27 protein-coding genes, 2 tRNA genes and 1 pseudogene are annotated in these 25,854 nt (G+C 49.7%); 19 read left to right on the forward strand and 11 right to left on the reverse strand.

Annotated elements, in window-relative coordinates; translation table 11 throughout:
* Positions 1-16: 16 nt before the first annotated feature.
* Complete coding sequence (locus NOG13_RS00875) at positions 17-631, reverse strand: pentapeptide repeat-containing protein (RefSeq protein ID WP_283110439.1); 615 nt, start codon at positions 629-631, stop codon at positions 17-19.
* A gap of 163 nt (positions 632-794) precedes the next feature.
* Here NOG13_RS00875 and NOG13_RS00880 point away from each other — a divergent pair.
* Positions 795-868: transfer RNA gene (locus NOG13_RS00880), tRNA-Gln, on the forward strand.
* A 28-nt stretch (positions 869-896) separates the two neighbouring features.
* Positions 897-973 (forward strand) — tRNA-Pro (locus NOG13_RS00885).
* 257 nt (positions 974-1,230) lie between these two features.
* Here NOG13_RS00885 and eno read toward each other — a convergent pair.
* Positions 1,231-2,517 carry a phosphopyruvate hydratase gene (gene eno, locus NOG13_RS00890; RefSeq protein WP_283110440.1) on the reverse strand — a complete coding sequence of 429 codons (1,287 nt, stop codon included), beginning with the start codon at positions 2,515-2,517 and terminating at the stop codon, positions 1,231-1,233.
* A gap of 107 nt (positions 2,518-2,624) precedes the next feature.
* A complete protein-coding gene (locus NOG13_RS00895) occupies positions 2,625-3,632 on the reverse strand; it encodes a tetratricopeptide repeat-containing glycosyltransferase family 2 protein (RefSeq protein ID WP_283110441.1) in 1,008 nt (335 codons plus the stop codon).
* A gap of 161 nt (positions 3,633-3,793) precedes the next feature.
* Here NOG13_RS00895 and NOG13_RS00900 point away from each other — a divergent pair, with 161 nt between their 5' ends.
* A complete protein-coding gene (locus NOG13_RS00900; protein WP_283110442.1) occupies positions 3,794-6,016 on the forward strand; it encodes a glycosyltransferase in 2,223 nt (740 codons plus the stop codon).
* A gap of 125 nt (positions 6,017-6,141) precedes the next feature.
* On the opposite strand, the gene NOG13_RS00905 is transcribed toward NOG13_RS00900, so the two are convergent.
* The 8 genes from NOG13_RS00905 to NOG13_RS00940 form a co-directional block, all read right to left on the reverse strand.
* Complete coding sequence (locus NOG13_RS00905) at positions 6,142-7,320, reverse strand: flagellin N-terminal helical domain-containing protein (RefSeq protein ID WP_283110443.1); 1,179 nt, start codon at positions 7,318-7,320, stop codon at positions 6,142-6,144.
* A 240-nt stretch (positions 7,321-7,560) separates the two neighbouring features.
* Entirely contained in the window at positions 7,561-7,791 is a 231-nt protein-coding gene (locus NOG13_RS00910) for a carbon storage regulator (protein WP_283110444.1), read from the reverse strand.
* A 2-nt stretch (positions 7,792-7,793) separates the two neighbouring features.
* A complete protein-coding gene (fliW, locus tag NOG13_RS00915) occupies positions 7,794-8,228 on the reverse strand; it encodes a flagellar assembly protein FliW (RefSeq protein WP_283110445.1) in 435 nt (144 codons plus the stop codon).
* Positions 8,229-8,252: 24 nt separating this feature from the next.
* Positions 8,253-8,585 carry a hypothetical protein gene (locus NOG13_RS00920; protein WP_283110446.1) on the reverse strand — a complete coding sequence of 111 codons (333 nt, stop codon included), beginning with the start codon at positions 8,583-8,585 and terminating at the stop codon, positions 8,253-8,255.
* A gap of 44 nt (positions 8,586-8,629) precedes the next feature.
* A complete protein-coding gene (locus NOG13_RS00925) occupies positions 8,630-9,685 on the reverse strand; it encodes a flagellin family protein (RefSeq protein ID WP_283110447.1) in 1,056 nt (351 codons plus the stop codon).
* Positions 9,686-9,691: 6 nt separating this feature from the next.
* Entirely contained in the window at positions 9,692-11,374 is a 1,683-nt protein-coding gene (flgK, locus tag NOG13_RS00930) for a flagellar hook-associated protein FlgK (protein ID WP_283111198.1), read from the reverse strand.
* 51 nt (positions 11,375-11,425) lie between these two features.
* Positions 11,426-11,908 (reverse strand): flagellar protein FlgN, encoded by a 483-nt coding sequence (locus NOG13_RS00935; RefSeq protein ID WP_283110448.1) that lies wholly within the window; start codon positions 11,906-11,908, stop codon positions 11,426-11,428.
* A 23-nt stretch (positions 11,909-11,931) separates the two neighbouring features.
* Complete coding sequence (locus tag NOG13_RS00940) at positions 11,932-12,234, reverse strand: flagellar biosynthesis anti-sigma factor FlgM (RefSeq protein WP_283110449.1); 303 nt, start codon at positions 12,232-12,234, stop codon at positions 11,932-11,934.
* Between the two features lie 400 nt (positions 12,235-12,634).
* Here NOG13_RS00940 and flgB point away from each other — a divergent pair, with 400 nt between their 5' ends.
* The 16 genes and pseudogenes from flgB (at position 12,635) to NOG13_RS01020 (ending at position 25,852) form a co-directional block, all read left to right on the forward strand.
* Complete coding sequence (gene flgB / locus NOG13_RS00945) at positions 12,635-13,021, forward strand: flagellar basal body rod protein FlgB (protein ID WP_283110450.1); 387 nt, start codon at positions 12,635-12,637, stop codon at positions 13,019-13,021.
* 25 nt (positions 13,022-13,046) lie between these two features.
* Positions 13,047-13,500, forward strand: a pseudogene (gene flgC / locus NOG13_RS00950) (flagellar basal body rod protein FlgC).
* Between the two features lie 5 nt (positions 13,501-13,505).
* Entirely contained in the window at positions 13,506-13,823 is a 318-nt protein-coding gene (fliE, locus tag NOG13_RS00955; RefSeq protein ID WP_283110451.1) for a flagellar hook-basal body complex protein FliE, read from the forward strand.
* Positions 13,824-13,857: 34 nt separating this feature from the next.
* Positions 13,858-15,606, forward strand: coding sequence for a flagellar basal-body MS-ring/collar protein FliF (gene fliF, locus NOG13_RS00960; protein ID WP_283110452.1), 1,749 nt, complete (start codon positions 13,858-13,860; stop codon positions 15,604-15,606).
* Positions 15,599-16,612, forward strand: a complete 1,014-nt coding sequence (gene fliG, locus NOG13_RS00965; RefSeq protein WP_283110453.1) for a flagellar motor switch protein FliG — start codon at positions 15,599-15,601, stop codon at positions 16,610-16,612. The genes fliF and fliG overlap by 8 nt, the downstream gene beginning before the upstream one ends.
* A gap of 259 nt (positions 16,613-16,871) precedes the next feature.
* A complete protein-coding gene (locus NOG13_RS00970) occupies positions 16,872-17,549 on the forward strand; it encodes a FliH/SctL family protein (RefSeq protein ID WP_283110454.1) in 678 nt (225 codons plus the stop codon).
* A gap of 29 nt (positions 17,550-17,578) precedes the next feature.
* On the forward strand, positions 17,579-18,877 hold the full coding sequence (fliI, locus tag NOG13_RS00975; protein WP_283111199.1) for a flagellar protein export ATPase FliI: 1,299 nt from the start codon (positions 17,579-17,581) through the stop codon (positions 18,875-18,877).
* 4 nt (positions 18,878-18,881) lie between these two features.
* Positions 18,882-19,325, forward strand: a complete 444-nt coding sequence (locus NOG13_RS00980) for a flagellar export protein FliJ (protein WP_283110455.1) — start codon at positions 18,882-18,884, stop codon at positions 19,323-19,325.
* Positions 19,326-19,389: 64 nt separating this feature from the next.
* The gene (locus tag NOG13_RS00985) at positions 19,390-20,808 is read left to right on the forward strand and encodes a flagellar hook-length control protein FliK (protein WP_283110456.1); all 1,419 of its coding nucleotides are present in this window, start codon (positions 19,390-19,392) and stop codon (positions 20,806-20,808) included.
* A 19-nt stretch (positions 20,809-20,827) separates the two neighbouring features.
* On the forward strand, positions 20,828-21,304 hold the full coding sequence (locus tag NOG13_RS00990) for a flagellar hook capping FlgD N-terminal domain-containing protein (protein ID WP_283110457.1): 477 nt from the start codon (positions 20,828-20,830) through the stop codon (positions 21,302-21,304).
* A 14-nt stretch (positions 21,305-21,318) separates the two neighbouring features.
* The gene (locus NOG13_RS00995; RefSeq protein WP_283110458.1) at positions 21,319-21,729 is read left to right on the forward strand and encodes a TIGR02530 family flagellar biosynthesis protein; all 411 of its coding nucleotides are present in this window, start codon (positions 21,319-21,321) and stop codon (positions 21,727-21,729) included.
* 82 nt (positions 21,730-21,811) lie between these two features.
* Positions 21,812-22,663 (forward strand): flagellar hook-basal body complex protein, encoded by an 852-nt coding sequence (locus tag NOG13_RS01000; RefSeq protein WP_283110459.1) that lies wholly within the window; start codon positions 21,812-21,814, stop codon positions 22,661-22,663.
* A gap of 64 nt (positions 22,664-22,727) precedes the next feature.
* Entirely contained in the window at positions 22,728-22,973 is a 246-nt protein-coding gene (locus NOG13_RS01005) for a flagellar FlbD family protein (RefSeq protein WP_283110460.1), read from the forward strand.
* 154 nt (positions 22,974-23,127) lie between these two features.
* Positions 23,128-24,123, forward strand: coding sequence for a flagellar motor switch protein FliM (gene fliM / locus NOG13_RS01010; protein WP_283110461.1), 996 nt, complete (start codon positions 23,128-23,130; stop codon positions 24,121-24,123).
* 30 nt (positions 24,124-24,153) lie between these two features.
* Entirely contained in the window at positions 24,154-25,458 is a 1,305-nt protein-coding gene (fliY, locus tag NOG13_RS01015; RefSeq protein WP_283110462.1) for a flagellar motor switch phosphatase FliY, read from the forward strand.
* Positions 25,459-25,489: 31 nt separating this feature from the next.
* The gene (locus tag NOG13_RS01020) at positions 25,490-25,852 is read left to right on the forward strand and encodes a response regulator (protein WP_283110463.1); all 363 of its coding nucleotides are present in this window, start codon (positions 25,490-25,492) and stop codon (positions 25,850-25,852) included.
* Positions 25,853-25,854 lie beyond the last annotated feature (2 nt).

Below are 25,854 nucleotides of genomic sequence, written 5' to 3' on the forward strand. Positions count from 1 at the left end.
GGGTTAACTGCACAGATTAATCTTGCACAATCAGGCCAAGGTAGCGTGCAAGGTCGCTGGCCTGCAGCATGGTGACCTTTGCGCCGCGCAGCTCGGGGCCGGAAACCACTAGCCCTGCAATTTCGTCGGTCGTCAGGTCGATTCCCTTGAGCGGCGTGTGCAGAAAGTCAGCCTTACGCAGGCAACAGTCTCGAAATTCGGTGCCGTTCAGCGAACATTCTTGCAAAACGGCTTCCGAAAGGTCGCTGCCGGAAAAAACAACGCGGCGGAGCTTCCCGTTTGAAACAGCGAAAAACCGGCAGGAACAATCCGCAACTTCAAGCGTATCGAGAATCGGTTCGGAAAAACTGGTTCCCATCAGCTTGCAGTTGAGAAATTTTACTCGGCGCAGGCAGCAGCCTGCCAGAGATGCGTTCGAAAAATTGCACGCTTCAAAAACCGTATCTTCAAAATATAGATTTTCCGCGCGGCAGTTTTCAAACCGACAGCCGGAAAATCGGCACCCGTGGAACCCGATTCCCGAAAATTCCAGACCTTCCGCGCTTTCGCCGTCATATTCCGCTTTGGTAATATCTTCTTCCTGAAGACAGGCCTCGGCAATGGCTTCTCTCATCGTTTTGCGCTGCGGCATGCTTCACCACTCCTTTTCTCGTCTGGGGTCAGTATAGCATAGACAGCAAAGTTTGAAAATGAAAGCTGTTGCTTTTCCCCGAAAAAACCAGAAAAGGGATTGACAAATTCAATTGGTTTGGTATAATAAATCTTGCTGTTGCGAACTGATGCAGGTGATACATTGCGGAATTGTGTAATGGTAGCACAACAGACTCTGACTCTGTACGTGAGGGTTCGAATCCTTCTTCCGCAACCATAGCCCCAGACAACGGGGCTTAATTTTTCGAGGTGTGGCTCAGCTTGGTAGAGCGCTACGTTCGGGACGTAGAGGCCGCTGGTTCGAATCCAGTCACCTCGACCATGAAATGAAAATCCGATGCATTTGCATCGGATTTTTTGTTTGTAGTTGTATTGTGGTGGGTTAGCCTCTTCTGCTGCTTTTCGCAAAAACACGTCCGGAAAAAGCGCATCATATCTCTTCGCTAGCAAATCTACTTTTGAATATTTTTTACATAAATTTACCTCCTGTTGTAGTTTTTATCCTACAACAGGAGGCTTTTTATTGTTCGTCTTTTCGGGTATCGTCCAAAACAGAGGTGCGGCTTAATTGTGGAAAGATTACTGGTTGAAGCACTTCATGCCGGGGTATCTGGCAGCTGCCTTCAACTCTTGTTCAATGTGCAGCAGGCGGTTGTACTTCGCCACGCGCTCGGTGCGGCTCGGTGCGCCAGTCTTAATCTGTCCGGCGTTGAGTGCCACAGCGAGGTCCGCAATGGTTGTATCCGCCGTTTCACCGGAGCGGTGCGACACGATGGCGGTATAGCCTGCACGGTTTGCCATGCAGATTGCGCTGATGGTCTCAGTCAGCGTGCCAATCTGGTTCAGCTTGATGAGGATGGAGTTTCCACAGCCCATTTGGATGCCGCGCTCCAGACGAGACGTGTTGGTGACAAACAGATCGTCGCCGACGAGCTGAATCTTCTTTCCGAGTTTCTCGGTGATCTTCGCCCAGCCCTGCCAGTCATCTTCGCCGAGCGGGTCTTCCACAGAGCGGATGGGATACTTAGAAACAAGGTCTTGCCAGTAAGCAATTAATTCGTCGGTGGTATAGTGCGTTTTGTGCTTCGGCAGGGTATAGCCGTCCGAAACAGCCCATTCGCTCGAAGCCGCGTCCACGGCAAGCACGAAATCGGTTCCCGGCTCATAGCCCGCCGCCGAAATGGCCTCAAGAATCAGCTCAATGGCCTCGGTGTCGGTCTGAAGGTTCGGGGCATAACCGCCTTCGTCGCCGACGGCGGTAGCGAGGCCGCGCGATTTCAGAATCGCCCCCAGCTTATGAAACACTTCTGCACAGCGGCGCAGTCCTTCCGAAAAGCTCGGCGCGCCGACCGGCATAATCATAAATTCCTGAATGTCGATGTTGTTGGCTGCGTGTGCTCCGCCGTTGAGAATATTCATCATCGGCACAGGCAGCGTATCTGCGCTGATGCCGCCGATGAAGCGGTAAAGCGGGATTCCAAGGGCATTTGCGCCTGCGCGAGCCGCGGCAAGCGACACGGCGAGTACCGCATTGGCGCCGAATTTCGATTTGTCCTTCGTTCCGTCCGCCGCAAGGATTGCCCCGTCAACGGCCGCGGTATCCGTCGCGTCAAGGCCAACCACGACTTCGCTGATGCACTCATTGACATTGGCTACAGCCTTGGTGACGCCTTTTCCGCCGTAACGATCTTTGTCGCCGTCGCGCAGCTCCAGTGCTTCAAACGTTCCGGTCGAAGCACCGCTCGGCACAGCAGCCGTTCCCGTAACACCGTTTTCAAGCGTCACGGTAGCTTCCACTGTGGGGTCACCGCGCGAATCGAGGATTTCCATTGCCTTTACGCCTGTGATTGTGTAACCGTTTTTCATCAGATTCCTTCCTTTCCACAGTCCTGCCGGACTGGCATTTTTAATTCCAATCTATCCCATTCTATTGTGCCAACCAGCCAGTGAAATATGAATCTGCCCCAAAGGTTTTAGGTACACTGTTCCGCCCGGGCCAAGCATTCCCGCGCCTCGTCCGTCATTCCGAGCTTCAGGTAACATTCCGCAAGGCGCAGGAGCGGAATACTGCCGGAAGTGCGCAGATCCAGTTCACTCTGTACCCCGTTGGCTGCCGTGTAATACCACGTTGCGGCTTCTTCCCAGTCACCCGCCGCAAAGTACCACGCTCCGAGTTCACAGCACACTTCCGCACACGGCTCGCCAATCACATTTTTGAGCGCGGCCTTGAAGAAGGTATCCGGGTCGTTTTTTATGCGCGCCGCGCGCGAAACCACACACTGTGCCACACGCACCTCGTCAAGGCTTTTGTTCTCGTCATGGAGAATCGCTTCAAAGTAGGGGTACGCCGCAAGGAAATCGGCGTCGGTGCCGCTGATGAACAGCTCCTTGGCGTACATGCGCGCCAAGCGTTCACTCATTTTCCCGGACTTCGCTGCCCTTTCGAGGATAGAAAGGTCGCGCGGGGAGTGCAGGTTCTGCGGCTTATGTAATATCGTAATGTCGCTGTCCAGAACACGCGGCGTCAGCTCAACCGTCTCGTGCACCGGGTCTACCCAGCGGAAGGTACGAAGGCGGCGAAACAGTTTCGGCCTCAGTTCGGTGTCAAAATTATAGGTTGTGTTGTACTGCAGTTGATTGGCATAGCGCATCTGAACGATTTCAATATCCGGTGAAAGGGTCTGCTTCATTTCGAGAAACTTTCTCCGGTTTTCATCGTCCAGTACTTCATCTGCATCTGCTGAATAAATATATTCCATTTCGGCCTTGGAAAGCACAAAATTTCTGGCGGCCGCAAAATCCTCATTCCACGGAAAATCGTACACCTTGTCCGTATACCGGGCAGCTATCTCTTTGGTTCTGTCTGTGGAGCCGGTATCGGCAATTACGATTTCATCCCCGATGCCCTTCAAGCTGTCCAAACACCGTGCCAAAACCGCCTCTTCATTTTTCACAATCATACAAACGCTGACCGTAATCATTCTGTTCCTCCCCAGATATTTCCTATCGACAGTATACCACGTTTTTTCACCTCTGATAAGCACCGCCGCCTGTGAATTTTTATCGGTTCCTGTCGATATGTTATATAATAAGATATTGTAAAAACCGGTTCTACCGAATTTCGCCAAAGGGGTTCTAATTTATGAAAGCACATTTGCAGCAAACAAAAAAAGCCACGCCGCGGCAGGGTGACGGCCCGTTCCACGGGCACAAGCTGCGCCTTACGGTAGGCATGATTGTAAAAAACGAAGAAAAACATTTGGAAAAATGTTTGAAATCCCTCCAACCGCTGCTGGACGCAGTCCCGAGCGAGTTGATTATCACCGACACTGGTTCTACGGACAAGACGGTGGAAATTGCGAAAAAGTTCACCGACCACGTTCTTCACTTCGACTGGTGCAATGATTTTTCCGCCGCCCGAAACACTGGCCTTTTTGCCGCACAGGGCGAATGGTTCTTTTACCTTGACGCGGACGAGTACCTCGACGACGCGACGCCGCTCATTGAATTCTTCCAAAGCGGTGAGTGTGACAAATACTGGTCTGCCGGCATTTCAAGGCGGGACTACACCAGTTTGGACGGCACCGATTACCATGATATTCACATTATCAGGCTTCACCGTATGCACCCCAAAATCCACTTTGAACACAAGATTCACGAAGATATTGTCCCTGTACTGCCTACAAAAATGATTCCTGTGCTTGCGCACCATTACGGCTACGCATACAAAAATCCGGAAGAAAGGGATTGGAAATACAAAAGAAACCTTTCGCTGCTTCGTGCCGAGCTTCAAGAGGATCCGGACGACATGAAGGCGCTCATCCAAATCAGCGGCCAGCTGATTGATATTGACAACGAACAAGCCATTCATTATTCGAAGCACGCCATGGAGGTAGCCCGCAGAATCGACCCGGAAAACAATAATCATCTCTACGGTAGATGCGGCTGCTACCTTCTTCAAGCCTACTTTCAAAGCAGCCTTTATGCAAAACTGCTTGAAGAACTGCCCGATGTGCTGTCTATGGAAAAAGCACCCGGTTATTTTCATCTGGAGTGTTATATGCTGGCGCAGATGGCCGCTTGGCGTTTAAAGCGGTATGAAGAAACCATAAAATACGGCCGTTTATTCCTTAAACTTTATGAGGATCACCTCGCGGAAAAACTTGACCCATACCTTCTGTTCCTCGGCAGTTACCATTGTCTTTCCGAAAAGGTACGGGAAACCGTAACCGTCTTGAACGGTCAAGCCTTAGCTGAGCTCGGGAAGACACAAGAAGCGCTTGATTGCTTAGAAGAGCTTGGCTCAGGCATCGAAAACTACGATCAAAACGGTTCGCTTACGCTGTGCTTCAGCATCTGCGAAAAACGGAATGATTGGTCTGCCGCCATTGACTGCTACCAGAAGCTGCTGGCTTCGGACGACCGAGCAAAGATTGATGGATTTACAGCCGCAGTAAACAATTACTGCTTTCTTCATCCGTCCCAGCGGGACGCACTCCTGCGCACCGCTGCCGCTGCAAAAGGCGAAAGTGCATGGCTTCTTGCCTGCCGCTTGAAGCTCGCGCAGCAAAACGGAGACCGTTCCGCCGCCGAGAATTGCCTTGCTTCTCTTCGCCGTCTGGATGAGAAGTGGGATTTTCGCACCGCGGATATTCTATGGTACCTTCTGAGCGAAAAAATCAATATTGTGCCATATCTTTCGCATATCGACACGGATGCCATGGCGCACATGGCGGCGGAGCTGAAAAAGGAGCATGAAGACTATGCCGACATTCTGAAAAGCTATGTGGAGGCGTTTTCGTTTGAAAACCCAAAAGCGCTTTTCCTGCTCGCCTGCCTACTGGAATATGCGGTGCGTTTCACAAAGGCGGAAAGCAATGCCGAACAATACGATGCGCTGTTGGAAGCGTACATAGAATGTGCCTCGAAATATGTGCGCACCGTGTACCGCCCGGAAGCTCTCTCCGCGGCACTTTCCGCATTGCCCGGCAGTATTCGCTTTGCATATTACGCCGGCGCTGCGCTGGATGCAAGACGGCTGGGTAAAAACACAGAATATATCTCTTTGCTTCGTAAAGCGCTGAAAGAATCTCCGGCCATGAAAGACGCCATTCATTTTCTGCTCACACGTTTTGAAGAAGAACAGAAGATGCGTGACTTAAAGGCACAAGAGTTTGCCGCTCTTGCGAAGCAGGTTAAGAGAAATATTGAACAGCTTATTGAGCAAGGCGATCTGGAGCAAGCCGGAACCTATACGCTTCAGCTTGCGAAGCTCATTCCCGAGGATGACGACATACGCCGCTACCGCAAACTGACGCATACAGAGCCCACCATGAACGAACTTGCGGCCAATCTGCCGCAATAATTTGCTCCCCTGCACATAGGCAGGCCCCCGACAACTGTCGGGGGCCTTTTCATAGATAGAGCAAAAAGAACGCCCCCGGCCGTTGCCGAGGGCTGAACTTTTGCAAAGGATTATCCGTGAACGAATCAGCCTTTGAGGAGCGTGAGAACGTTCTGCGGCTGAGTATTCGCCTGAGCCAGCATTGCGTTTGCAGCCTGAGCAAGGATCTGGTTCTTGGAGTACTGAACATATTCGTCAGTCATATCCACGTCGCGGATCGTGCTCTCAGCAGAGGTCAGGTTCTCGTTCATGGTGCTGAGGTTGTTAGCGGTGTGCTCGAGTTCGTTCTGAAGAGCACCGAGGTCAGCACGGGTTCTGTTGACAATCGCAACAGCGTCAGCGATGGTGGAAATTGCAGCCTCTGCATGCTTCTGCGTATCAATCAACAGATTGTTGCCGTCAATTCCAAGGCCCTTGGAATCCATAGCATTGATGGAAAGCGTTGCGCGCTGGTCATCAACATTCTCTGCGCCAACCTGGAAGGTGAGAGGATCATGGCGGGTAGCGGTAATCGTTACATCCTGCGGATTGTCAGTAGTAGGAATGTCTGAACCCCTTGTAACAGTAATTGTAAAGTCCTTAAATTTCGCTGCATCTTCGGCAGAAGCCGTGTCGGCAATGACAGCTGTGAAGGTGTAAGCCGTACCGGTTTCGAATGTAGTAGCTGTTGTTGTAAAGCTAATGCCGGTGGGAGCAGTTCCGCTGAATTCAACTGTTACAGCACCATCGCTCTTAGTAGTCACTGTCAGAGTGAGCGTCTCTGAGGCTGTGAAATTGCCGCCGCTGACAACAGCCTTGGTAATGCCATCATCCGCTGCAGTAACGTCAGCTTTGTATACTGTTCCGAGGGAGCCGTCGAGAAGTTTGATCTCGTTGAAGTTCGTGGAATTGGCGATACGGTCAATTTCCGTCTTCAGGTGGTCAACTTCCTTCTGCAGGTTCGCACGGTCGGTATCCTTGTAGGTGCCGTTTGCGGACTCGACAGCCAGAGTGTTCATTCTCTGCAGGATAGCGGAGGTCTCGTTCAGGCCGCCTTCTGCTGTCTGTACAAGGCTGATGCCGTTCTTGGTGTTGTCTTCTGCCTGGGAGAGACCGTTGATCTCTTTGCGCATTTTTTCAGAAACTGCAAGGCCTGCAGCGTCATCTGCTGCGCTGTTGATACGGTAGCCGGAAGACAGCTTCTGGATGTTCTTGCTGACAGCGCTTTCATTGGTCTTTAATCTGTTGGCCGCATTGAGAGCGGTAATATTGTGCTGGATACGCATAAAATCTTTCCTCCTTGATTTTTCCCGCAGACTTTTGCCCTGCGGGTGGAAGAGATTCCATTCTCTTCTCGTTTGTTTTTATGATCCGACCGGGAAAGCCGCTTTCTACATCCGAACTCGCGGGCCCAGCGACTTCGGACTGGAGAAAACTGCCGCCCGTTTTGGAAACCACCTATAATATCGGCTCGGCTGCTGAAAACTTTAGGGTGTTTTGAATATTTCCCAGAAAGATTTCTATTTTTATCGTTTTTTAAGTGCATTTTTTAACTCATCCATCGCTTCTCTGCCGGAAACGGTGCTCGCCTCACGGTTAAGCTCCCGTGCATCCGCCAGCTCCTTGCGCAGAATTGGCACGCCCTTCGGCGCTTTAATGCCAATTTTTACACGGTCTGCGCCCACTTCGGTTACAATGACTTCAATGTCGTCGCCGATGAGGATGGACTCCGACTTTTTTCGCGAGACGATTAGCATTTCTACTGCCCTCCCGTCTCAGCGAACAACCGGTAACGAAGCGGGTAATCTCCATCTTCCAAAATAACCTGCATTCCCACGCGGTTTTTCACGTTAATCACAATGGGGCTTTTCAAGCTGACAACGGAATCCTCCAGTTTTTTGCGGATAACCGCTACCGCCAGCCAGCAAAGGTCTTCCTCTGCAGGGTCTCCGAGCAGATGCAGCTCGCGTTCCTGAAGCTTCGGTGCGTAGTCGGGCATAATGAGAAACGGGTCCACCACAATGAGGGTGGGATACGGAGAATATGCCGCCTGAAGTGACCAAAGAAACTGTGCGTCGTCTTCCTGAAGCAAAATGAAGTCTTTTACATCTTCAAAACCGTAAATCCCTTCGGGAAAATGAATGATAATCTTTTCTTGCTTCTCTTGGGGCTTGTCTTCCATTTTGTTGTCCATAAAATGTACCATCTCCCCCGGGGGTCAGCCCCGGGCACATAATTTACGGCCTTCTTCCTGAGGCGGGCAGAAATTTTCGGAAGGCGTAATATACTCGGGCGGAAGCCCCGTTCGACTGACAGCCTTCAAAAAAAGAGGAATCAGTTTGCCGCACTGCCCCGGTGAAGAGGACTGATTTTCCTTGTTTTGCCGGAAATCATACAGGATCCGGTCCAATTCACATTCCGCCTGCAGAGTCTTTTTGTCTTTTTTTACCGGAACGAAGATTGTGGGAATATAAACAAGTTCGGAGCCACCGTCCGTTTCTTCGGCAAGGGGCTCCGTAGGGTTATTTTTGTCCTCAATAATCAGAAGCACTGATTCCGCCGACCTTTCCTAAAAAATTTCGGTGCGGCGTCTGCTTATCTCAGGTAATCAATCAAGCTCTGCTGTAGAATCTGCGCGCCGACTTTCAGCGCGGCATTGTAGCAGTAAAGCTGGCTATAATACGTCTCAATGGCATCGGTAGGCTCTACAAATTCCACTTCGTTGTCCTTCTCGGCCAAGTTGGTTTTCAATTCTGTAATGTATTCTGAAGTGTTGTTGAGGAACTGCATTCGGTTGCCCAACTGTGCCTGCCCTGCCTCAAAATTATCCTGGGAGGCGTCGAATGCGGAAGTGAGCTTTTCGATTTCTTCCAGCTCAGCCGTGCTCAACTGCTGCTCGTTTGCACTGTTCTTGAGTATACCGGCAATTCGGGAAAGAATGCTGCACACGTTATTCGGCACGCCGTCGCTGTTTGTACCGTAACCGAGGAAGCTGATGCCCGGCATTGCCTTATTGTAAGCGCTTTGGTCCTCTATAACTCCGTTTTTATCCATTGTCATGCCGAGGCCGATGTCGACATACACCTTTTCATTCGCAAGATCCTCAAGGCTCACCGACGGGGTAGAACCATCTTTCATTTTTCCCGTGTCAACATCCACACCGCGGTAATACAGCTTGTCCTTGGAAGGGTCGCTCGCATCTTTTACAAGCTCAAACGGAGCTTTCCCTGCGCCGGAACCGCTGAAAAGGTAACTGTCGGCATATTTTGTGTTCATCTGCGAAACGATGCTGTCGCGTATGCTGAGAAGCTGATCTGCCAGCGCAAGGCGGTTTTCCGCGGCCATAGTGCCGTTGATTGCTTTCAGCACCGTGGTTCCGCTTGCCTGCGTGAGCATCGCATCAATGTTCTGCAGAATCTTTTCGCCAGTAGTAAGCGCACTGTTAATATTGGTAATATTGGAAGAATAATTGTCGTTAAGGCTCATCTGCCAGTGAATGTCAGCGGTTTGGGAAGCCGCAAGGGGATCCTCCGACGGGCGGTCAAACCTGCGGTAGTCATAGGCATGGCGCATAGCTTTGTTTAGGGTAGCGTATGCGTCGCTGACATCGCTCTTATAGCGTGAAAGCATCATCTGCGAAGTGATTCTCATTTTCGATTATCCCCTTCCCACAAGGCCCATGTTGTTGATGATTGTCTGCAGACATTCGTCCACAGCGGTCATAAAGCGTGAAGATGCATTCAGCGACTGGGTATACTGAACAATGCTGATGGCTTCGTCATCTAAGCTGACGGAGGAAAGTTCCTGCCGGCTGTTGTCGATATTGTTCAACAACTGGGAATTCGTGTTGTCAATGGTCTGCATGCTGTTTGTGTTCAGTGCAAGCATTGCGCTTACACTTGCGAATGCTTTCTGGAGTGTTCCGTTGAAAACAATCGCTCCGGTATCCGTGGTAAGAGTAATTTTGTCATCTTTCAGTTTTGCAATCATGGTCAGGATATTGGGGCATGCACCGCTGTTGTCGTCACCGGAATTGGAAACATCTTTGTTAGTTGTCAGCACGCCGTCTTTCCATGTGGATGCTACATGGATATTCGCTGCTGTAATTCCCTTTGTAATGTCATCCAAGGTACCTGTTTCGACAGAACCGCTGAAGAGAATCTGCTGTTCCGCAGGGATTGTATTTCCCGAAGAATCCTTCTTGTTTGGGTTATAATTCAGATTGTTCAGCGTAGATGCGAGTTCTCTCGCAATCGTGTCAAGGTACTGCGAATAAAATCCGATTCCGCGCGGCGAAGTCGAATCTCCGTCATAATCTCCGCTGTCGTTCAGAAGGGCAAGGCTGGCGGCAAATGCACCCGTAGCAATGTCGTCATTCGTCATTCCCTGAAGCTCCGGATTGCCGTCGGCATCGGTCGGGATAGTTCCATTGACCGAAAGCTTTGTCAGGTGCAGCTGGGTAATACCGAAGGACTTGCCCTCTTCGGGCGCATCCTGCGTAATGGTAAACTGTGCATAATCACTGCCGTCCGCACCGCCGATAAGCTCGTAATTTCCGGCGAGTTTGTTTCCGTTGGCATCCGCAAGATATACCTTTGTCGTATCAACGCTTTTTCCGTTATCCAACTTCTCGGATTCTTGAACCACTTTAATGGGAACGTATTTGGAGAGCTTGTCCAAAAGCAGGTTCTGCTGATCCTTCAGCTCCAGAACGGGGGAACCGGAAAGCTCGGCGTCCTTAATGCGTTTGTCCAGCGAAGCAATACTCTTGAGAAGGTCGTTGACCGTGTTCACATTATACTCCTCAAGATGATTGTATTGCTGCTCGCGTATGGTGTTCAGCGCTCTGGCTGCCGTGTTGAGCTGGGTTGCGAGCGATTTGGCGGCTTCACGCACATTGCCTTCGGAAACGCTGCTGTACGAAGAAGTAATATTCTGTAGCTGCGTTAGGAAATTGCTGAACTGATTGCTCAGCACATCAATGACAGAAACGTTTGAGGACGAAGAAGCGGTGGTCGTGGTGGTAAAAATGTCCTCCATGTCATACAACGTGTCCACCCACTGTGCGCTTTCACCGCTCTTTGCGTTCTGTGTGCGGTATTCACTGTCGAGAAATGCGTCGCGCAGCTGGCTGATGGAATCCACGCTGACACCGGTTCCAACCGAGGTTCCCAAAGAAGCCCACTGGCCGCCGGAATCCGAAGGCGGAAGGGAGTTTTGGTCAACCCTTTGGCGGGTATATCCCTCGGTGTTGGCATTGGTGATATTCTGGCCGGTGATATTCAGGGCCGCCTTAGAAGCCTGAACACCGCTTCTCGCGATATACAGGCCTTCAAACATCGAACTCAAGTTAATTCCTCCGTTCAGCTTTCAAGTATGGCTGTAAACGATTCAAACCTTTTTGGAAAAAGTGGTCTCGTGTCCTAATCTCTCTCCAAGATGATTTCCATATATTTTTTTTAACTCCGGCTGATTTTCCATTCTAGAAAGAATCTTTGACACACGGTTCATCTTTGCCCGCAGCATGCCGGCAGAACGCTCATTCACTGCTTTTACATCCGAAACAGTGGCGGAAAGGTCTTCATAAAGCTTCTGCATGGCTTCCTTTCGCGTAGGGTCAACCTCCTCAATCAGCTGCCGGAAGGTTGCCTGCGTACAGCCCAATTTCTCCAAAAGTTTTACACGGTCTTTTTCAAAGCCGCGGGCTTTCAAGGTAAAAGCCTGTTCCCGTTTTAGGGAAGCATCTAGCTTCTGAAAATTACCAGAAACGATAATTTCATATTTTTCACGCTCAAACGCAAGAAACTCACGGTAAAAAGCAAGCATCCGCTTAAAAAAACGAATCAGTTCGTCTGCCTGTTCCGCTGCGATCATTCCGAAAACTCCTCCCCGCGTGATTATCTGCCGAGAATATCAGCAATCTCCTCTTCATTGACGGAATACATACCGGAAGCGATGCGGTTCTTCAGTTCATTCAGCGTAGCGCTGTCCACCGGCCGCCTCAGCTCACGCAGGATGTTGTTCCGGGTCTCCTTCAAAACAGAGCGCTGCGTTTTGTGCGCGGAAATCTCAATTGTATCCATCTTCCCGCGAAGCACTTTTCCGAAAGACTCAGCACGCTCGTTTTGGATGGATTCCTCCTTGCAGGCAGAGGTCTGCTGTATATCTGAAAAAAAGCTGTTAATGCCTTTTATCTCCATTCTCCTATCACCTCTGTTTTGATTATCGGCACAAGTGCTGAGAAGTTTAGCCTGAAAGCGTATCCTTCTTTTCCAAAATATTCATTCTAATATTTATCCGAATGCGTTGGAAAATAGGATGTTTTTTTGTATGATGTGTAAATAATTGTATATTAGTTAATAAAAATATATGTTTTTTCGCATTTTTTTGTGTTTATTTTACAAGAATTCTTGACTTTTGCGCATGAACGTCACATAATGATGATTGTAAATTCGAATATTATGAGAAGTTTTTATATAATTTGTATATAAAATAAATTTCTTTAATCGAATAAATAGCGGGGTTTTTATGCAACTTGTGCGTATATTTCCTCGCTTTTCTTTTTTGGGGCTATTTTATTAATGAAAGGAGCGCCTGTCCATGAATTGGATTGATACGATTTCTTCAACTTTGCTAGAAAAAGACCTAGACGGGCTTTGGGTCCGCCAGCAGGCAATTTCCGACAATATGGCAAACGTTGAAACTCCCGGCTATAAAGCAAAGCGAGTATCCTTTGAGGATCAGCTTCTTAAAGAACTCGCCTCCCCCGGCAGCAATCCGCAGGCCGTTTCCGAAGCGATTTCTTCCGTCACCCCCGAAGTTACGGAAGACGAAGGAGAAACATTCCGCGAAGACGGAAACGGTGTTGACCTGGAGCAGCAGATGATTGACATGGTCCGCACAACAACGAATTACTCCTATTCGCTGCGGCAAATGTCGGATTATTTTGCTCGGTTGCAGACAGCGATTTCTGGAAACGTAAAATAATAACAAATGAAAGGAGTTTTTCTCCATGGCCTTTTTGAGTTCCCTCGACATCAGCGGTTCTGGGCTGACTGCAAGCCGGCTCCGCATGGATGTTATCGCTGAAAATCTTTCCAACGCCGAGACCACCAGGACAAGTGAGGGGGGGCCCTTACCGCCGCAAAATGGTGGTATATGAGTGTGCAGATACTGCACAGACCTTCCGCAACATGCTGGAAGCCCAGGTGAACGGAAACGGAGATGCCGCTGTTCCGCAGGGTGTAAAGGTAACCGGTATCGTGGAAGACCAGACTCCGTTTAATGTTGAATATGACCCTACTAATCCGGACGCCAATGCTCAGGGATATGTGGAAAAACCGAATGTTGATTTAATACAGGAAACAACCGATATGATGGCCGCTTCGCGCGCATACAACGCAAACCTCACGGCTTTCGACGCTGTAAAAAATATGGCCACTAAGGCCCTTGAACTTGGGAAGTGAATGAGATGAACACAATTCAGCCAATTGTTCCAATTGAGTCAATTGAATCTCTGCATCAGGCTGAAAAGACCTCCGCGGCAACGGAAAATACGGGTTCTGTTGCGATTCCGTTTCAGTCGTTGTTTGAAGATGCCATTGAAAATGTGAAAGAAACGAGTGCTGTTCTCGACAGCGAAATTACGAAGCTGGCAACCGGCCAGACGGATGATCTTCACGCTGCGCTCATTGCATCTCAAAAAGCTACTCTCTCCGTTAACATGGTTGTTCAGCTGCGAAATAAACTTCTCGACGCATACAAGGAAATCTCGAATATCAGTGTCTGAATAATCTATGGAGAAGGGCGGTCCGTTCTCACCAATGAACGAGCAAATAAAGAAAGCAATCGAAGCCATCAAGGCTTTTTGGGGCAACCTCACGAAAAAAGCGAAAATAATCTTATTTTCCTGCCTTGGTGCTGCATTGTTAATCGCCATAATCACCGCTGTACTCATGAACAGAACTCAGTACACCGTTCTCTATTCGGGCATTGATAACAGTGAAGCACAGGAAATTACAAATGAGCTGCGCTCCATGAATATAGGCTATCAATACAAAGACGGTACCATATATGTAGAGAAATCCAGCGAAAACTCGGCGCGTATGCAGCTTGCAAACGAAGGCTATCCAAAATCTGCCCCTAACTACGATTTCTTCACGCAAAATGTGGGTGTCATGACGACCGATGAGGAACGCAAGATTATCGAGAGGTATCAGCTCGAAACGCGTCTCGGCTCCGTCATTGAAACGCTCGACTCGGTCAATAAGGCGTATGTAACGATTAGTCTTCCGAACAGCACCGACTACGCATGGGAAGATAATAAGAGCGGAGCTTCTGCGTCGGTTGCCATTAGCCTTGCAAAAGGAAAAACGCTTGACGCGAAGCAAGTCAACGGCATTAAACAGCTCGTTGCCAAAAGCGTACCGAACCTTTCGGTCGATGATGTTACCGTCATGGACACCTCCACCGGCGAAGAACTGACATCTTCGGAAAGTTCTTCGGAAGCCTCGCATTCCATGCAGATTACGCTTTCCGAGTTCAAGCTGAAAATTGAAAAGCAGTATGAAGAAAGCTTGGAAAACAAAATTATGAACCTTCTCGCTCAGGCGTACGGAAGGAACAACCTCAGCGTAAGCGTAAAAAGCAAAATGGACCTTGACAAGAAAATTGAGGATATTATTACATACACTCCTTCCACCAGTGACGGCAAAGGCGTTGTCAGCCACTCGGAAGAGACAATTGAAACGACATCACCCAGTTCCGCTGTCGGCGGTGTTGCGGGAACCACAAGCAATGTGGACCACACAACGACAACCTATCCCGGCGTGACCGTAAGCAACGGCGTCATCACGACAAAGGACAGCAAAACTTACGATTATCTCGTCAGCAAAGTGCAGCAGCAGGTTCAGAGCGACGCTGCCGCTCTTGATGACCTCACGGTTGCTGTTGTCATCAACACCGACAACATGACCGATGACAAAAAGCAGGAAGTCACGGAACTGGTTGCAAACGCAGCTGCCGTAGACATCAGTAAAGTAGCAATCATGGCGGCACCGATTAACTCTACTGTTTCACAAGCTGAAACACAGGCCGTTTCCCTTACAGACCTTCTCGGTTCCATGGCAAACAACCAGCTTGTTCTGATTATTCTGGGTGTACTTCTCTTACTGGTCATTCTCCTCATTGTTCTTTTGGTGAGTGAGCGCAGAAAGGCAAGACGTGAGAAGATGCTTGCAAACCTGCAGCCTTATGCTCCTGAGGAACTGCCAGAGGAAGAAGTGGAAGAAGGCACCGAAGAAGAGGAAGAAGCAGAAAACGGCAACGAAGAGGAGGAATCCGAAGAGGAAGCGGAAGAATCCGAAGAAGCTCCGGCAGAGGAATCTCAGCCGGCAGAGGAACAAGAAGATGAGGATGACATGCAAATCGAATCCATTGAAGCCATCCGCAATGCCGCAAACGGCAAGGAACAGCGCGTCAAGACCGAGCTGCAGGAATTCTCTGACCGCAATCCTGAGATCGCAGCCCAGCTGATCCGCAGCTGGCTAAAGGGGGACGACAAACATGGCTGATCCGAAAACAAAACTCACCGGTGCCCAGAAGGCTGCAGCCGTGATTATCGCCCTTGGCAGTGATACGGCTTCAAAGATTTATAAATATCTTCGCGAAGATGAGCTGGAGCAGATTACTTACGAAATTGCACGCACATCGCACGTTTCGGCCGAGCAAATGGATGAAATCCTCAATGATTTTTACAACCTTTGCCTGACGGAAAAAGTGATTAACGACGGCGGCGTGGAATATGCGCGCAGTGTTCTGGAAAAGGCCTACGGCCCCCAGGAAGCTACCTCTCTGCTTGAGCGCGTTACGAAATCCCTTCGTTCCAGGGCGTTTGAGTTCCTGCGCAAAGCAGACTACAAGAACCTGTTGACAATCATTCAGAATGAGCATCCGCAAACCATCGCACTGATTCTTTCCTACACAAGGCCCGACCAGGCTGCGACGGTAATCAGTGAGCTTCCGCCGGACAAGCAGGTAGACGTTCTCCAGCGCATTGCCACCATGGATCGCACCTCGCCGGAAGTCGTAAAAATTGTCGAAGAAAATCTCGCAAACAAATTCTCCAACATTTTCGATATGGACTTTACCACCTTCGGCGGTGTTGACTACGCAGCCGACGTTATGAATAACATGGACAGAACCGCAGAAAAGAATATCTTCGATGAACTCAATCGGAAAGATGAGAATCTTTCGGAGGAAATCCGCAAGAAGATGTTCGTGTTTGAAGATATCACCGGTCTCGACGATATGTCCATTCAGCGCTTCCTTCGCGAAGTCGATAACAGAGACCTCGTGTTTGCCCTTAAAGGTGCGAACCAGGAAGTTCGGGATGTCATTTTCCGCAATATGTCCAACCGTGCTGCCGATACGGTCAAAACCGACCTCGAATATACGCACAATGTCCGTCTGAAGGATGTTGAAGAAGCGCAGCAAAGAATTGTTGGAGTTATCCGCCGTCTGGAAAGTGAGGGCGAAATCGTAATTACCAAGGGCGGAAAGGATGAGATCATTGAGTAAGGTCATACATCCCGGCCAATACTCACCAATCATTTCCGATTACCACCCCATAGAATACACGGATTTTGCCAACGATACGGTTAAACCATTAGAATTGCAGCCATTTGAGTTAGAATTCAAACAACAACCAGAACCACAGCCGAAACTATCCGAACAGCCACCGCAGCAAACATCAGTAGAGCCGGCAGTAAAAACGGAACAGCAAAGTTCCCAATCAAAAAGGGAACCTGATAATTCCGACGCCTTGGCGCAAGGCCGATTGATTCTGGAGCGTGCTTTTGAAAAAGCACAAGAAATCGTTCAGTCTGCACAGCGCTACCAAGCAGAACAGCTTCGGCAGGCGCATGAAACTATTGCGGCACAAAGTGCGGAAGCTAAACAGCATGGCTATACCGACGGCTACGCCGAAGGCCTGAAAAGAGGCAAACAGGAAGGCTCCGAGCGCGGCTATGAAGAAGGCTACGAAGCCGGCAAAAGGGATGCACAGGCTGAAAACCGAAAGACACTCGATGAGCTCGGAATGATGATTGAGGCAGTTGAGAAATCCAAAACAAAAATTCTCCGCGAATTTCAAGATGATCTCATCGAGCTTTCCACCTCTATGGCACAGGCAATTCTCAAACATGAACTCCACACCGATGAGAAGGCTCTGCACAGTATTATCCTCTCCGCTTTGGAAGAGTACCGGAATCAGGAGTGGATTCGCATTTACGTTCCACAAGACTCCGCAAACATTCTTTTGAAAGCGGACAGCAGCATCGTCGAGGCGCTGAAGGGTATTTCCGACAGCGTCAAAGTGATTGTTGCATCGGATATGGAAGACGGAGGATGCGTTATTGAAATGCCTGACCAAGTAATCGACGCGAGCATCAATAGCCAGCTGACAAAACTGCGGCAGGCAATTTCGGAAGCAGCTCGGAAAAAGCCGAACCACTAAAAAATCATTCACGGAGTGGGTTCTTGATTATGATTGATTTGCGCGCGGCGTGCGAGATCGTTTCCAAAGCTGATCCGCTTTGCTATAAAGGAAAAGTGAAAAACATCAGCGGAATGATGATCGAAGCCTCGGGACTGGAGGGCAAAATCGGCGACATCTGCACCATAGAAGTCGACGACGTGGAAAACGTCACGGCAGAAGTCGTTGGATTCAAAGAAGGCAACCTCTTGCTCATGGCCTACGGCGATGTCAGGGGCGTCGGGCTTGGCAGCATCGTTGTTAACACCGAGCACAAGCTGCGCGTACCGGTCGGTGATTTTCTTATCGGCCGCACGATTGACTCCACCGGCAAACCGATTGACGGGCTTGGCCCGTTTGAGCCTGAGCAGTACTACGATATTGACGCAGGCTATACCAATCCATTGGAACGTCCGCGCATTACCGAGCCGCTCAGCTACGGCATCAAGGCAATCGACGGAATGCTCACCATCGGCAAAGGGCAGAGAATGGGAATCTTCGCCGGAAGCGGCGTCGGCAAAAGCACCCTGATGGGCATGATTGCTAAACACGTCAAAAGCGACGTGAACGTGATTGCCCTCGTCGGCGAGCGCGGCAGAGAAGTCAAGGAATTCATCGAAAAGGACCTCGGCGAGGAAGGCCTCGCCCGTTCCGTTCTCGTGGTCGCGACTTCCGACCAGCCGGCAATGTTTCGGGCAAAATGCCCCTCCGTTGCCACCGCAATTGCCGAATATTTCCGCGACCAAGGCAAAGACGTTCTGCTGATGATGGATTCCCTGACGAGATTTGCCATGGCGCAGCGCGAAATCGGTCTCTTGACCGGCGAACCGCCCATCGCGCGCGGCTATACCCCATCCATTTACGCGGAACTCCCCAAACTTCTGGAGCGAAGCGGAAACTTCAAGACCGGCTCCATTACCGGAATTTACACCGTCCTCGTGGAAGGGGACGACACCAACGAGCCGATTGCCGACACCGTTCGAGGTATTCTGGACGGCCATATCGTTCTTTCCCGCCAGCTCGCCTCGCAGAACCATTATCCGGCAATCGACATCAATGCGAGCATTTCCCGTCTGATGACTGACATTGTTTCTCCGGAACATCGGGCACTGGCAGCGAAGATACGCGATCTCCTTTCTGTCTACTACCAAAACTATGACCTGATTTCGATCGGTGCTTACAAGCCCGGCATGAACCGCAAGCTCGATGAAGCTGTTTCCAAAATCGACAAAATCAATGCTTTTTTGACGCAGCAGGTCGATGAGAGCTTCACCGCTGAAGAAACCGAACAACTGATGAAAGAGATATAACGAGATGAAAAAGTTCGTTTTTTCCCTTGAAAAAGTACTCGGATATAAGCAGCAGCTGCTTGGAATGCTCAAAAACGAGCTTTCCGTATTGCAAGCCCGCCGTCTCGAGATTCTCGAGCAAATCGAGCAGGCGAACCTTGAATTTGACAACACCAATCAAACTCTGATTGTGAAAATGATGGAAGGAATGACGCGCCGCGAAATTGCTTCCTATAAAAATTTCCTTGCAGCGATAAATCGCCGCATCCTATCTCTTAAGGCAGACCTCCGTGCTGTTGAGCAGCAAATCACCGCAAAACAGCAAGAAATCATTAAAATGAACAGTGACATTTCCGGCCTCGAGCGCATAAAAGACCATCAACTTGCGGCGTATCGCTACGAAGCCCAGAAGGAACAGGAACTGTTCATTGAAGAATTTGTCAGCCACACCCACGTTAAGGCAGGCTGACGCACATTCCTTTGATTATCTTTCTTCTTAATAGATAGCATTTGAGCGGAAAGGAGATGAAAAAATGATTCAGCAGCTCAGCGCAAAGCCGCGCACACAGGATATGCAGCAGGCCATGGTTCAGCTGACGGCAGCGAATACGCAACGTTCCGGCAAATTTCGCTCTATGCTTTTGAAGACGGCACAGTCGGCTAAAGCCGCGTCTTCCGGCACAGCATCCGGCAATATTTCCGTTTCTAATCCTAAAGACCGGCCTGACGAAGAATCTCCGCCATCGCTTTCCGGCGACAGTACGCAGACCACGCTTTCGCAGGCCATGCTTTTCGCGGCGCAGCAAACTGCCGCTGGCGAAGTTCCTTCGGGTTCCGTGCCAAACGTAGATGCTCAGGCATTGCAAAGTGCTTTTCCGGCAGTAACCGAAGACTTGCAGGCGCAACGAAGTGCTACGATTGCGGCAACAGCCGAAAACTTACAGGCACAACAAACTGCGGTATCGGCAACCGAAAACCTGCAGACGCAACAAGTGCTTTCTGAAGTCTTTGTGGAAACACCGCAAGCGGTTACGGCTCAAGCTCCGGCACAGACAGTTTCGGCGGCTCAGGCCACTCAGCTGACACAGGCAGTTTCTGAGACCGAAGCGACAGTTCCGTCAGCATCGGCAGAACCGACAGCTCAGACGGTGCAAACGGTTCAGACTCCGCAACAGACCGAGGCAACGGATACGGCAATCCGACAGGACATCACCGGCACGCCAACCGAGGCAGAATTTTCCTCTGCAACGGCCGTACAGACATCGGAGCAAACGTCCACTGCCATGACTGAACCGATTGCGGAAACGGAAAAGGCAGCGTTTGCGGTTTCACAGAAGGCACAGCCGCTTGACACGGATGTTCAGTCCGGCACCGTCGGGGAACCGATTCTCTCACAGAAAGAAGAAAAGGATAAAATTCCTTCCTTGACATCCCGCCAAGCAACCGTTCCATATTCTTCGGAAAAAGTAGTGGTGCAGATTTCCGACACACCAGCAGCTACAAAAACTCCTGTGACCAATCAGGTTGCGAATGCGGTCGTACAGCATCTCAAAACAGGAAAGCGACAGTTCCAGATAGACCTTTATCCGCAGTCGCTCGGCAAAGTTTCCGTGAAGCTCGTTGCGGAAAAAGGTATCCTGACCATTGAGATCGCCGCCGCAAACCCAAAGACGCAAAGCCTTCTCGCGTCCAGCTCCGGTGAGATTCGTTCTCTTCTGCAAACTACCACCGGCCAGACGGTTGAGGTCACGGCGCAGCAGCCCGATGCACAGCAGTACACCGACCAAAACCTTGCAGGGCAGCAACAACAGGAGCAGTCTTCCGCACAGCAGCAACAGCAGCAAGAAGAGGCTGAACGCCGGCGCGCAGCAACCATTTGGTACACAAGCAATACTTCTGGGTTCAGCGCAGCAGATTTCTTAACCTTGCTGCAGACAACAGCAGTTTCGTAAAAGAAAGGAGGAAACCGTCTTGGCAGAAACCATCAGCAATATTCCCGGAACATGGACGTCGGCAATTGATGCTTCTTCTGTCGCTGCGGCAGCCAGCAAAAAGAAATCGAACGGCCTTGATATGCAGGGATTTCTGAAGCTCATGGCGGCCCAGATGCAGAACCAAAGCCTTACGTCAGAAGCTGATGATACCCAATACATCACACAGTTGACGCTTTTCACCGCCATTCAGGCCATCAACAACCAGACGATGCAAGCGACCAAGCAGTATGCCTCATCCCTCGTGGGCAAGAACGTGCACATCCACACTACCGATACGCTTACGGGAATGGCAAAGGATGTTACGGGAACCGTTTCAAAGGCGATTTTCAGTTCCTCATCGGGTGACTGCACCATCCAGGTTGGCGACCAAACCTACGACGTTTCGGATGTTGTGGAGATTCTGGATTCCGAAAACGCCCAGAGCAACAGCGAGCCCACCGAACAGAACATCTGATGGGAGGTGGTTCCATGAACGACATTCAGTTCATGAAAAACTATTCGGCATTGATTTCCCCGGTTTATTCTCCGCAGACGCAGTCCGATTCCGCACAGCAGACTCACAAAAAGGCAGAAGGCACTTCATCCTTCGCCGATATGCTGCAAGAAGCGGTTCGGAACAACCGCGTAAACCTGACCTTCTCAAAGCACGCCATGGAACGCCTCAGCGCAAGGCAAATTGAGGTTTCTCCTCAGCTCATGACCAAAATGAGCGATGCGGTAGACAAAGCCGGCAAAAAGGGTGTTACAGAAGCCCTGATTCTCAACGGAAACACGGCTTTCATCGTGAACATCCCTAACCGAGTTGTCATCACTTCCATGAACGGCAATGAGATGAAGGAAAACATTTTTACAAATATTGACGGAGCCGTCATTCTGTAACCGGACCTTCCAAGGAGGTTACCCGGGTTTTGAACGACAGAGAAACCCGAACGGCTCCCAAACATGAAGGGAGATTATTTATATGCTCAGATGTATGACTTCCGCGATTGCCGGATTAAAAGCCAACATGACCGGCATTGATGTTACAGGTAACAACATTTCTAACGTTAACACCGATGCTTTTAAGAGCAGCAGCGTTTCCTTCCGTGACACCATGTATCAGGAGATTTCCGGCGCCACTGCCAACAGCAACAACGCGGCAGGCACAAACCCTTCTCAGATTGGTTACGGCTCCGCAGCTTCCAGCATCAACGTCGACACAACTGCCGGCGGACAGAACGCCACCGGAAAAGCCAGCGACGTTTACATTAAAGGCGACGGTTATCTCATCGTCGGCGGCAGCAGCAAAAACGACGTAGACGATACCTTTACCGATTACAAATACACACGCCTCGGCACCCTTTCTTGGGACAGTGCAGGCTACCTGACCGCTGGGTCGGGCAACTACGTCGTCGGCTATCAATACGATACTGAGAACAACGTCATGGGAAACACGCCCAAGGCAATCAAGCTTCCCACGGCTACAAACATCTCCAACATCTCAATCGCTTCCGACGGTACCATTACATGCAACAAAGACGGCGAAATCGTTAAGGTCGGTCAGATTGTCCTTGCAACCTTCACCAACCCTGCCGGCCTGTCTCAGCTCGGCAACAGCTTCTACGGCAGAACCGATAACTCCGGTGCGCCGAATATTATCGCTCCGGGCACAAATGGCACGAACACCTTGATTACCGGTTCGCTTGAAGCCTCCAACGTAGACCTAGCAACCGAATTTTCCAACCTGATTATTTACGAGCGCGGATACCAGGCAAACACCAAGGTGATCACCGCAGCGGACGAAATGCTTCAAACCCTTGTAAACATGAAATAATCAGCCGTAATATTCCTGCCCCCTTTCATGGGGGCAGGAAAAACGCTGAAATGAGGGGGACAAAATGATTGAACTAACACAGCTTGACGGCACACAGTTCTCTTTGAACGAACACCTGATTGAGGTTGTTCTAAACATCCCGGAAACAAAAGTTCTCTTGACAAACGGAAAGTATTATCTGGTTCAAGAAAGCCGCAGCGAAGTAGACCGCCGCGTGCTTGAATATGAACGAAAAGTCTACAATTGGCATTCCGCCGGTAAAACTGGAGACAGCCGAAAGCGGTCCTCCCGCGAAGAAGAAACCTCTTGAATTTTCCTTTTGAGCACCGAAGCATGCGCCGGGGCCTGCCGACGGTGCTTCGGCCTAAAATTCGAGTATTATTAGCGTGATGTCTACCGCACGGGACAAAACGTTTTACATAGGCTTTTGCCATTGAATATTAGTGCGGAGAAGGTGGTAACTAATGGCCGAAGTCCTCTCACAGCAGCAAATTGACGAACTCCTAGGCAGTCTGCAAAGTGGAAATACCGACCTTACAAAAATCGAAGAGCAAACCGCTGCACAGAAAATCAAAGATTATGACTTTCTTTCTCCGAAAAAATTCACAAGAGAACAGATTCGCCTGCTTCAAAGTGTTTTTGAGAATTATTCACGTATGCTTTCCCTCTACCTTTCCAGCCAGCTACGAATTTCGTGTCAGACGGAAGTTCTTCAAGTGGAAGAAGAAGAATACCGCGAATTTGAAAATGCACTCAGCGATTCTGTGCTTGTTGCCGTCATGGGATTGCACAGCGATACCTATCATGTAGAGGATAAACAGATTTTAATGGAAATGTCGCGGCCGATTTCCTTCAGTGCGCTGGACAAGCTCCTCGGAGGGAACGGCTCAGGTTACCTCATAAACCGCGATTACACGGAAATCGAGATTTCCTTGCTGACATACCTGTTCAAGCAGTTTGCCAATCTTCTGGGAGATTCTTGGAGCAACTATTTTGACATCAGTTTCAGCATGGATTCCATTGAAACCAACCCTCAAATGGTTCAATCCATTCAGCCGGATGAATCGGTTGCAATCGTTGTTTTAAGCATCACGCTTAATGAACTTCAAGGCAACCTCAATATTTGCCTTCCCGCGAGCTCTTTGGAAGAACTTTTCAAAAGCTACGATGCAAAGTTCGTGAAAGCAAACAAGCATGATGCCCCCCATGAAAAGCAGCTTAAACGAGAAAGCATCTTAAAACAGCTGGAGGGAACTCCTCTTACAGTCTCTGCGATTCTCGGTTCCACCGAGGTTACCCTTGGGGAACTGCTTAACCTTCACCCGGGTGATATTATTCCGCTTGAGTCGAAGGTAGGCCCTGGATCCATTACCATCAACGTAGAGAAGCTGGAATGGTTCAAGGGCACACTAGGTACATTGCGGAAAAACTATGCAGTAAAAGTCGAAAAGGCTCTTTAAGCCGCACTAATTAGAAAAAAGGTGATTTCATTGGGAGTAAATAATGCGGAACTTTTAACGCCGATGGAGATTGATGCAATTGGCGAGATTTTGAACATCAGTTTGGGCTCGTCGGCCACCTCAGTTTCACAGCTGCTTGGCCAACAGGTTAACATTACCACTCCGGAAGTAAAGTTGGTAAAGACCAGTGAATTCGACATTAGACTTTATGAGCCTGCAATCGGTGTCGAAATCAAATATGTGAGTGGTCTTACCGGAAAGAATATTTTGATATTAAAAGAAGAAGACGTCAAGGTTATTGTCGGTCTTCTTCTCCAGACAGATTTTTCAGACCGCGAGTTTGTTCTGGATGAAATGAACATCGGCGCCATCTGTGAGGTCATGAACCAGATGATGGGGGCTTCTGCCACCGCGCTGTCACAGTTCTTGAATCGCTCCATCATTATCTCCCCGCCGACTTCCTTCCCAATCCAGTCTGGGGATGAATTCCGTGAAAAATATTTGAGCGGCAGTGAAGATATTGTTGCAGTATACTTCGACCTCTCCATCGGTAACGTGGTAAAAAGTAAGTTCATTAACTTGATGCGCACCGATCTTGCAAAAGAACTTGTCGCAAACTTCCAACTGGATGGCGGCGAAGAAGAAAACGCCCAGTCTTCGGCAGAATCCGCGCCGGCGGTTGCTCCATCCGCGCCTACAGCAGCGGCTGCGCCTGCTGCACCGGCCACGCCGCCTGTTGCTCCGGCTGCATCAGCGCCTGCTGCACCGACCACGCCGCCTGTTGCTCCGGCTGCACCCGCTGCTCCGACCGCAACGGCAACAGCTCCTGCAACACCAACTCCTCCCGCATCGGCAACTGCTCCCGCTGCACCTGCAAATGCCCCTGCTCCGCAGCCTGTTCCCACGGCGGGTTCTGTTGCTCCGGCTCCTGGCGCGGTATCCTCTGTTCCGCCAGCGGCAACACCGTATCCTGCTGCGCCGATGCAGGCGCCCTATTACGCGCCGCCTGCCAATTACAGCGTGACAAATGCAGTGTACCCGAATTTCGACAACGCAGCGCCATCGCTTACGCAGAATGAAACAAATAATTTGAATATGATTATGTCCGTTCCACTTCAAATCACCGTTGAAATCGGAAGGACAAGCAAGAAGATTAAAGACATCCTTGAGTTCACAACGGGTACAATTGTAGAATTGAACCGTCAGGCCGGTTCTCAGGTGGATGTTCTTGTGAACGGAAAAGCAATCGCAAAAGGGAACGTCGTCGTAGTTGATGACAACTACGGTGTCCGCATTACCGAGGTTATCAACAGCGAATTGATGAAACTGATATAATGACTCAACATTCAATTAGGAGGAACGACACATGGATAAGAAAATAATGCTCGTAGACGATGCTGCCTTTATGAGAATGATGATTAAGGACACCCTGTCCAAAAACGGATATACGAATATCATTGAAGCAAATAACGGGCAAGTAGCTGTTAATACATACGCTGCCGAACATCCGGACCTTGTAATTATGGATATTACCATGCCGGTAATGGACGGATTGGAAGCCTTGAAGCAAATTAAAAGTGTAGATCCGTCTGCCAACATCATTATGTGCTCTGCCATGGGACAGGAAGCAATGGTTGTCGATGCTCTGAAACATGGTGCAAAAGATTTCATTGTAAAACCGTTCAAGGCAGACCGCATTATGAAAACCGTTAGAAGCATTTTAGGTTAATC

This window comes from Thermocaproicibacter melissae, from assembly GCF_024498295.1.
Classification (GTDB): Bacteria; Bacillota; Clostridia; order Oscillospirales; family Acutalibacteraceae; genus Thermocaproicibacter; species Thermocaproicibacter melissae.

What these genes read in the sequence shown, in the direction of transcription:
- fliE (WP_283110451.1), top strand. Translation starts at nt 13,506, where the DNA reads ATGAACACAATTCAGCCAATTGTTCCAATTGAGTCAATTGAATCTCTG.
- NOG13_RS00875 (WP_283110439.1), bottom strand. Translation starts at nt 631, where the DNA reads ATGCCGCAGCGCAAAACGATGAGAGAAGCCATTGCCGAGGCCTGTCTT.
- NOG13_RS00900 (WP_283110442.1), top strand. Translation starts at nt 3,794, where the DNA reads ATGAAAGCACATTTGCAGCAAACAAAAAAAGCCACGCCGCGGCAGGGT.
- NOG13_RS00985 (WP_283110456.1), top strand. Translation starts at nt 19,390, where the DNA reads ATGATTCAGCAGCTCAGCGCAAAGCCGCGCACACAGGATATGCAGCAG.
- NOG13_RS01005 (WP_283110460.1), top strand. Translation starts at nt 22,728, where the DNA reads ATGATTGAACTAACACAGCTTGACGGCACACAGTTCTCTTTGAACGAA.
- NOG13_RS00980 (WP_283110455.1), top strand. Translation starts at nt 18,882, where the DNA reads ATGAAAAAGTTCGTTTTTTCCCTTGAAAAAGTACTCGGATATAAGCAG.
- NOG13_RS00935 (WP_283110448.1), bottom strand. Translation starts at nt 11,908, where the DNA reads ATGATCGCAGCGGAACAGGCAGACGAACTGATTCGTTTTTTTAAGCGG.
- NOG13_RS01000 (WP_283110459.1), top strand. Translation starts at nt 21,812, where the DNA reads ATGCTCAGATGTATGACTTCCGCGATTGCCGGATTAAAAGCCAACATG.
- NOG13_RS01020 (WP_283110463.1), top strand. Translation starts at nt 25,490, where the DNA reads ATGGATAAGAAAATAATGCTCGTAGACGATGCTGCCTTTATGAGAATG.
- NOG13_RS00905 (WP_283110443.1), bottom strand. Translation starts at nt 7,320, where the DNA reads ATGCGTATCCAGCACAATATTACCGCTCTCAATGCGGCCAACAGATTA.
- fliW (WP_283110445.1), bottom strand. Translation starts at nt 8,228, where the DNA reads ATGGACAACAAAATGGAAGACAAGCCCCAAGAGAAGCAAGAAAAGATT.
- fliG (WP_283110453.1), top strand. Translation starts at nt 15,599, where the DNA reads ATGGCTGATCCGAAAACAAAACTCACCGGTGCCCAGAAGGCTGCAGCC.
- NOG13_RS00925 (WP_283110447.1), bottom strand. Translation starts at nt 9,685, where the DNA reads ATGAGAATCACTTCGCAGATGATGCTTTCACGCTATAAGAGCGATGTC.
- eno (WP_283110440.1), bottom strand. Translation starts at nt 2,517, where the DNA reads ATGAAAAACGGTTACACAATCACAGGCGTAAAGGCAATGGAAATCCTC.
- NOG13_RS00995 (WP_283110458.1), top strand. Translation starts at nt 21,319, where the DNA reads ATGAACGACATTCAGTTCATGAAAAACTATTCGGCATTGATTTCCCCG.
- fliI (WP_283111199.1), top strand. Translation starts at nt 17,579, where the DNA reads ATGATTGATTTGCGCGCGGCGTGCGAGATCGTTTCCAAAGCTGATCCG.
- NOG13_RS00895 (WP_283110441.1), bottom strand. Translation starts at nt 3,632, where the DNA reads ATGATTACGGTCAGCGTTTGTATGATTGTGAAAAATGAAGAGGCGGTT.
- NOG13_RS00910 (WP_283110444.1), bottom strand. Translation starts at nt 7,791, where the DNA reads ATGCTAATCGTCTCGCGAAAAAAGTCGGAGTCCATCCTCATCGGCGAC.
- NOG13_RS00940 (WP_283110449.1), bottom strand. Translation starts at nt 12,234, where the DNA reads ATGGAGATAAAAGGCATTAACAGCTTTTTTTCAGATATACAGCAGACC.
- fliM (WP_283110461.1), top strand. Translation starts at nt 23,128, where the DNA reads ATGGCCGAAGTCCTCTCACAGCAGCAAATTGACGAACTCCTAGGCAGT.
- fliF (WP_283110452.1), top strand. Translation starts at nt 13,858, where the DNA reads ATGAACGAGCAAATAAAGAAAGCAATCGAAGCCATCAAGGCTTTTTGG.
- flgB (WP_283110450.1), top strand. Translation starts at nt 12,635, where the DNA reads ATGAATTGGATTGATACGATTTCTTCAACTTTGCTAGAAAAAGACCTA.
- flgK (WP_283111198.1), bottom strand. Translation starts at nt 11,374, where the DNA reads ATGTTTGAAGGCCTGTATATCGCGAGAAGCGGTGTTCAGGCTTCTAAG.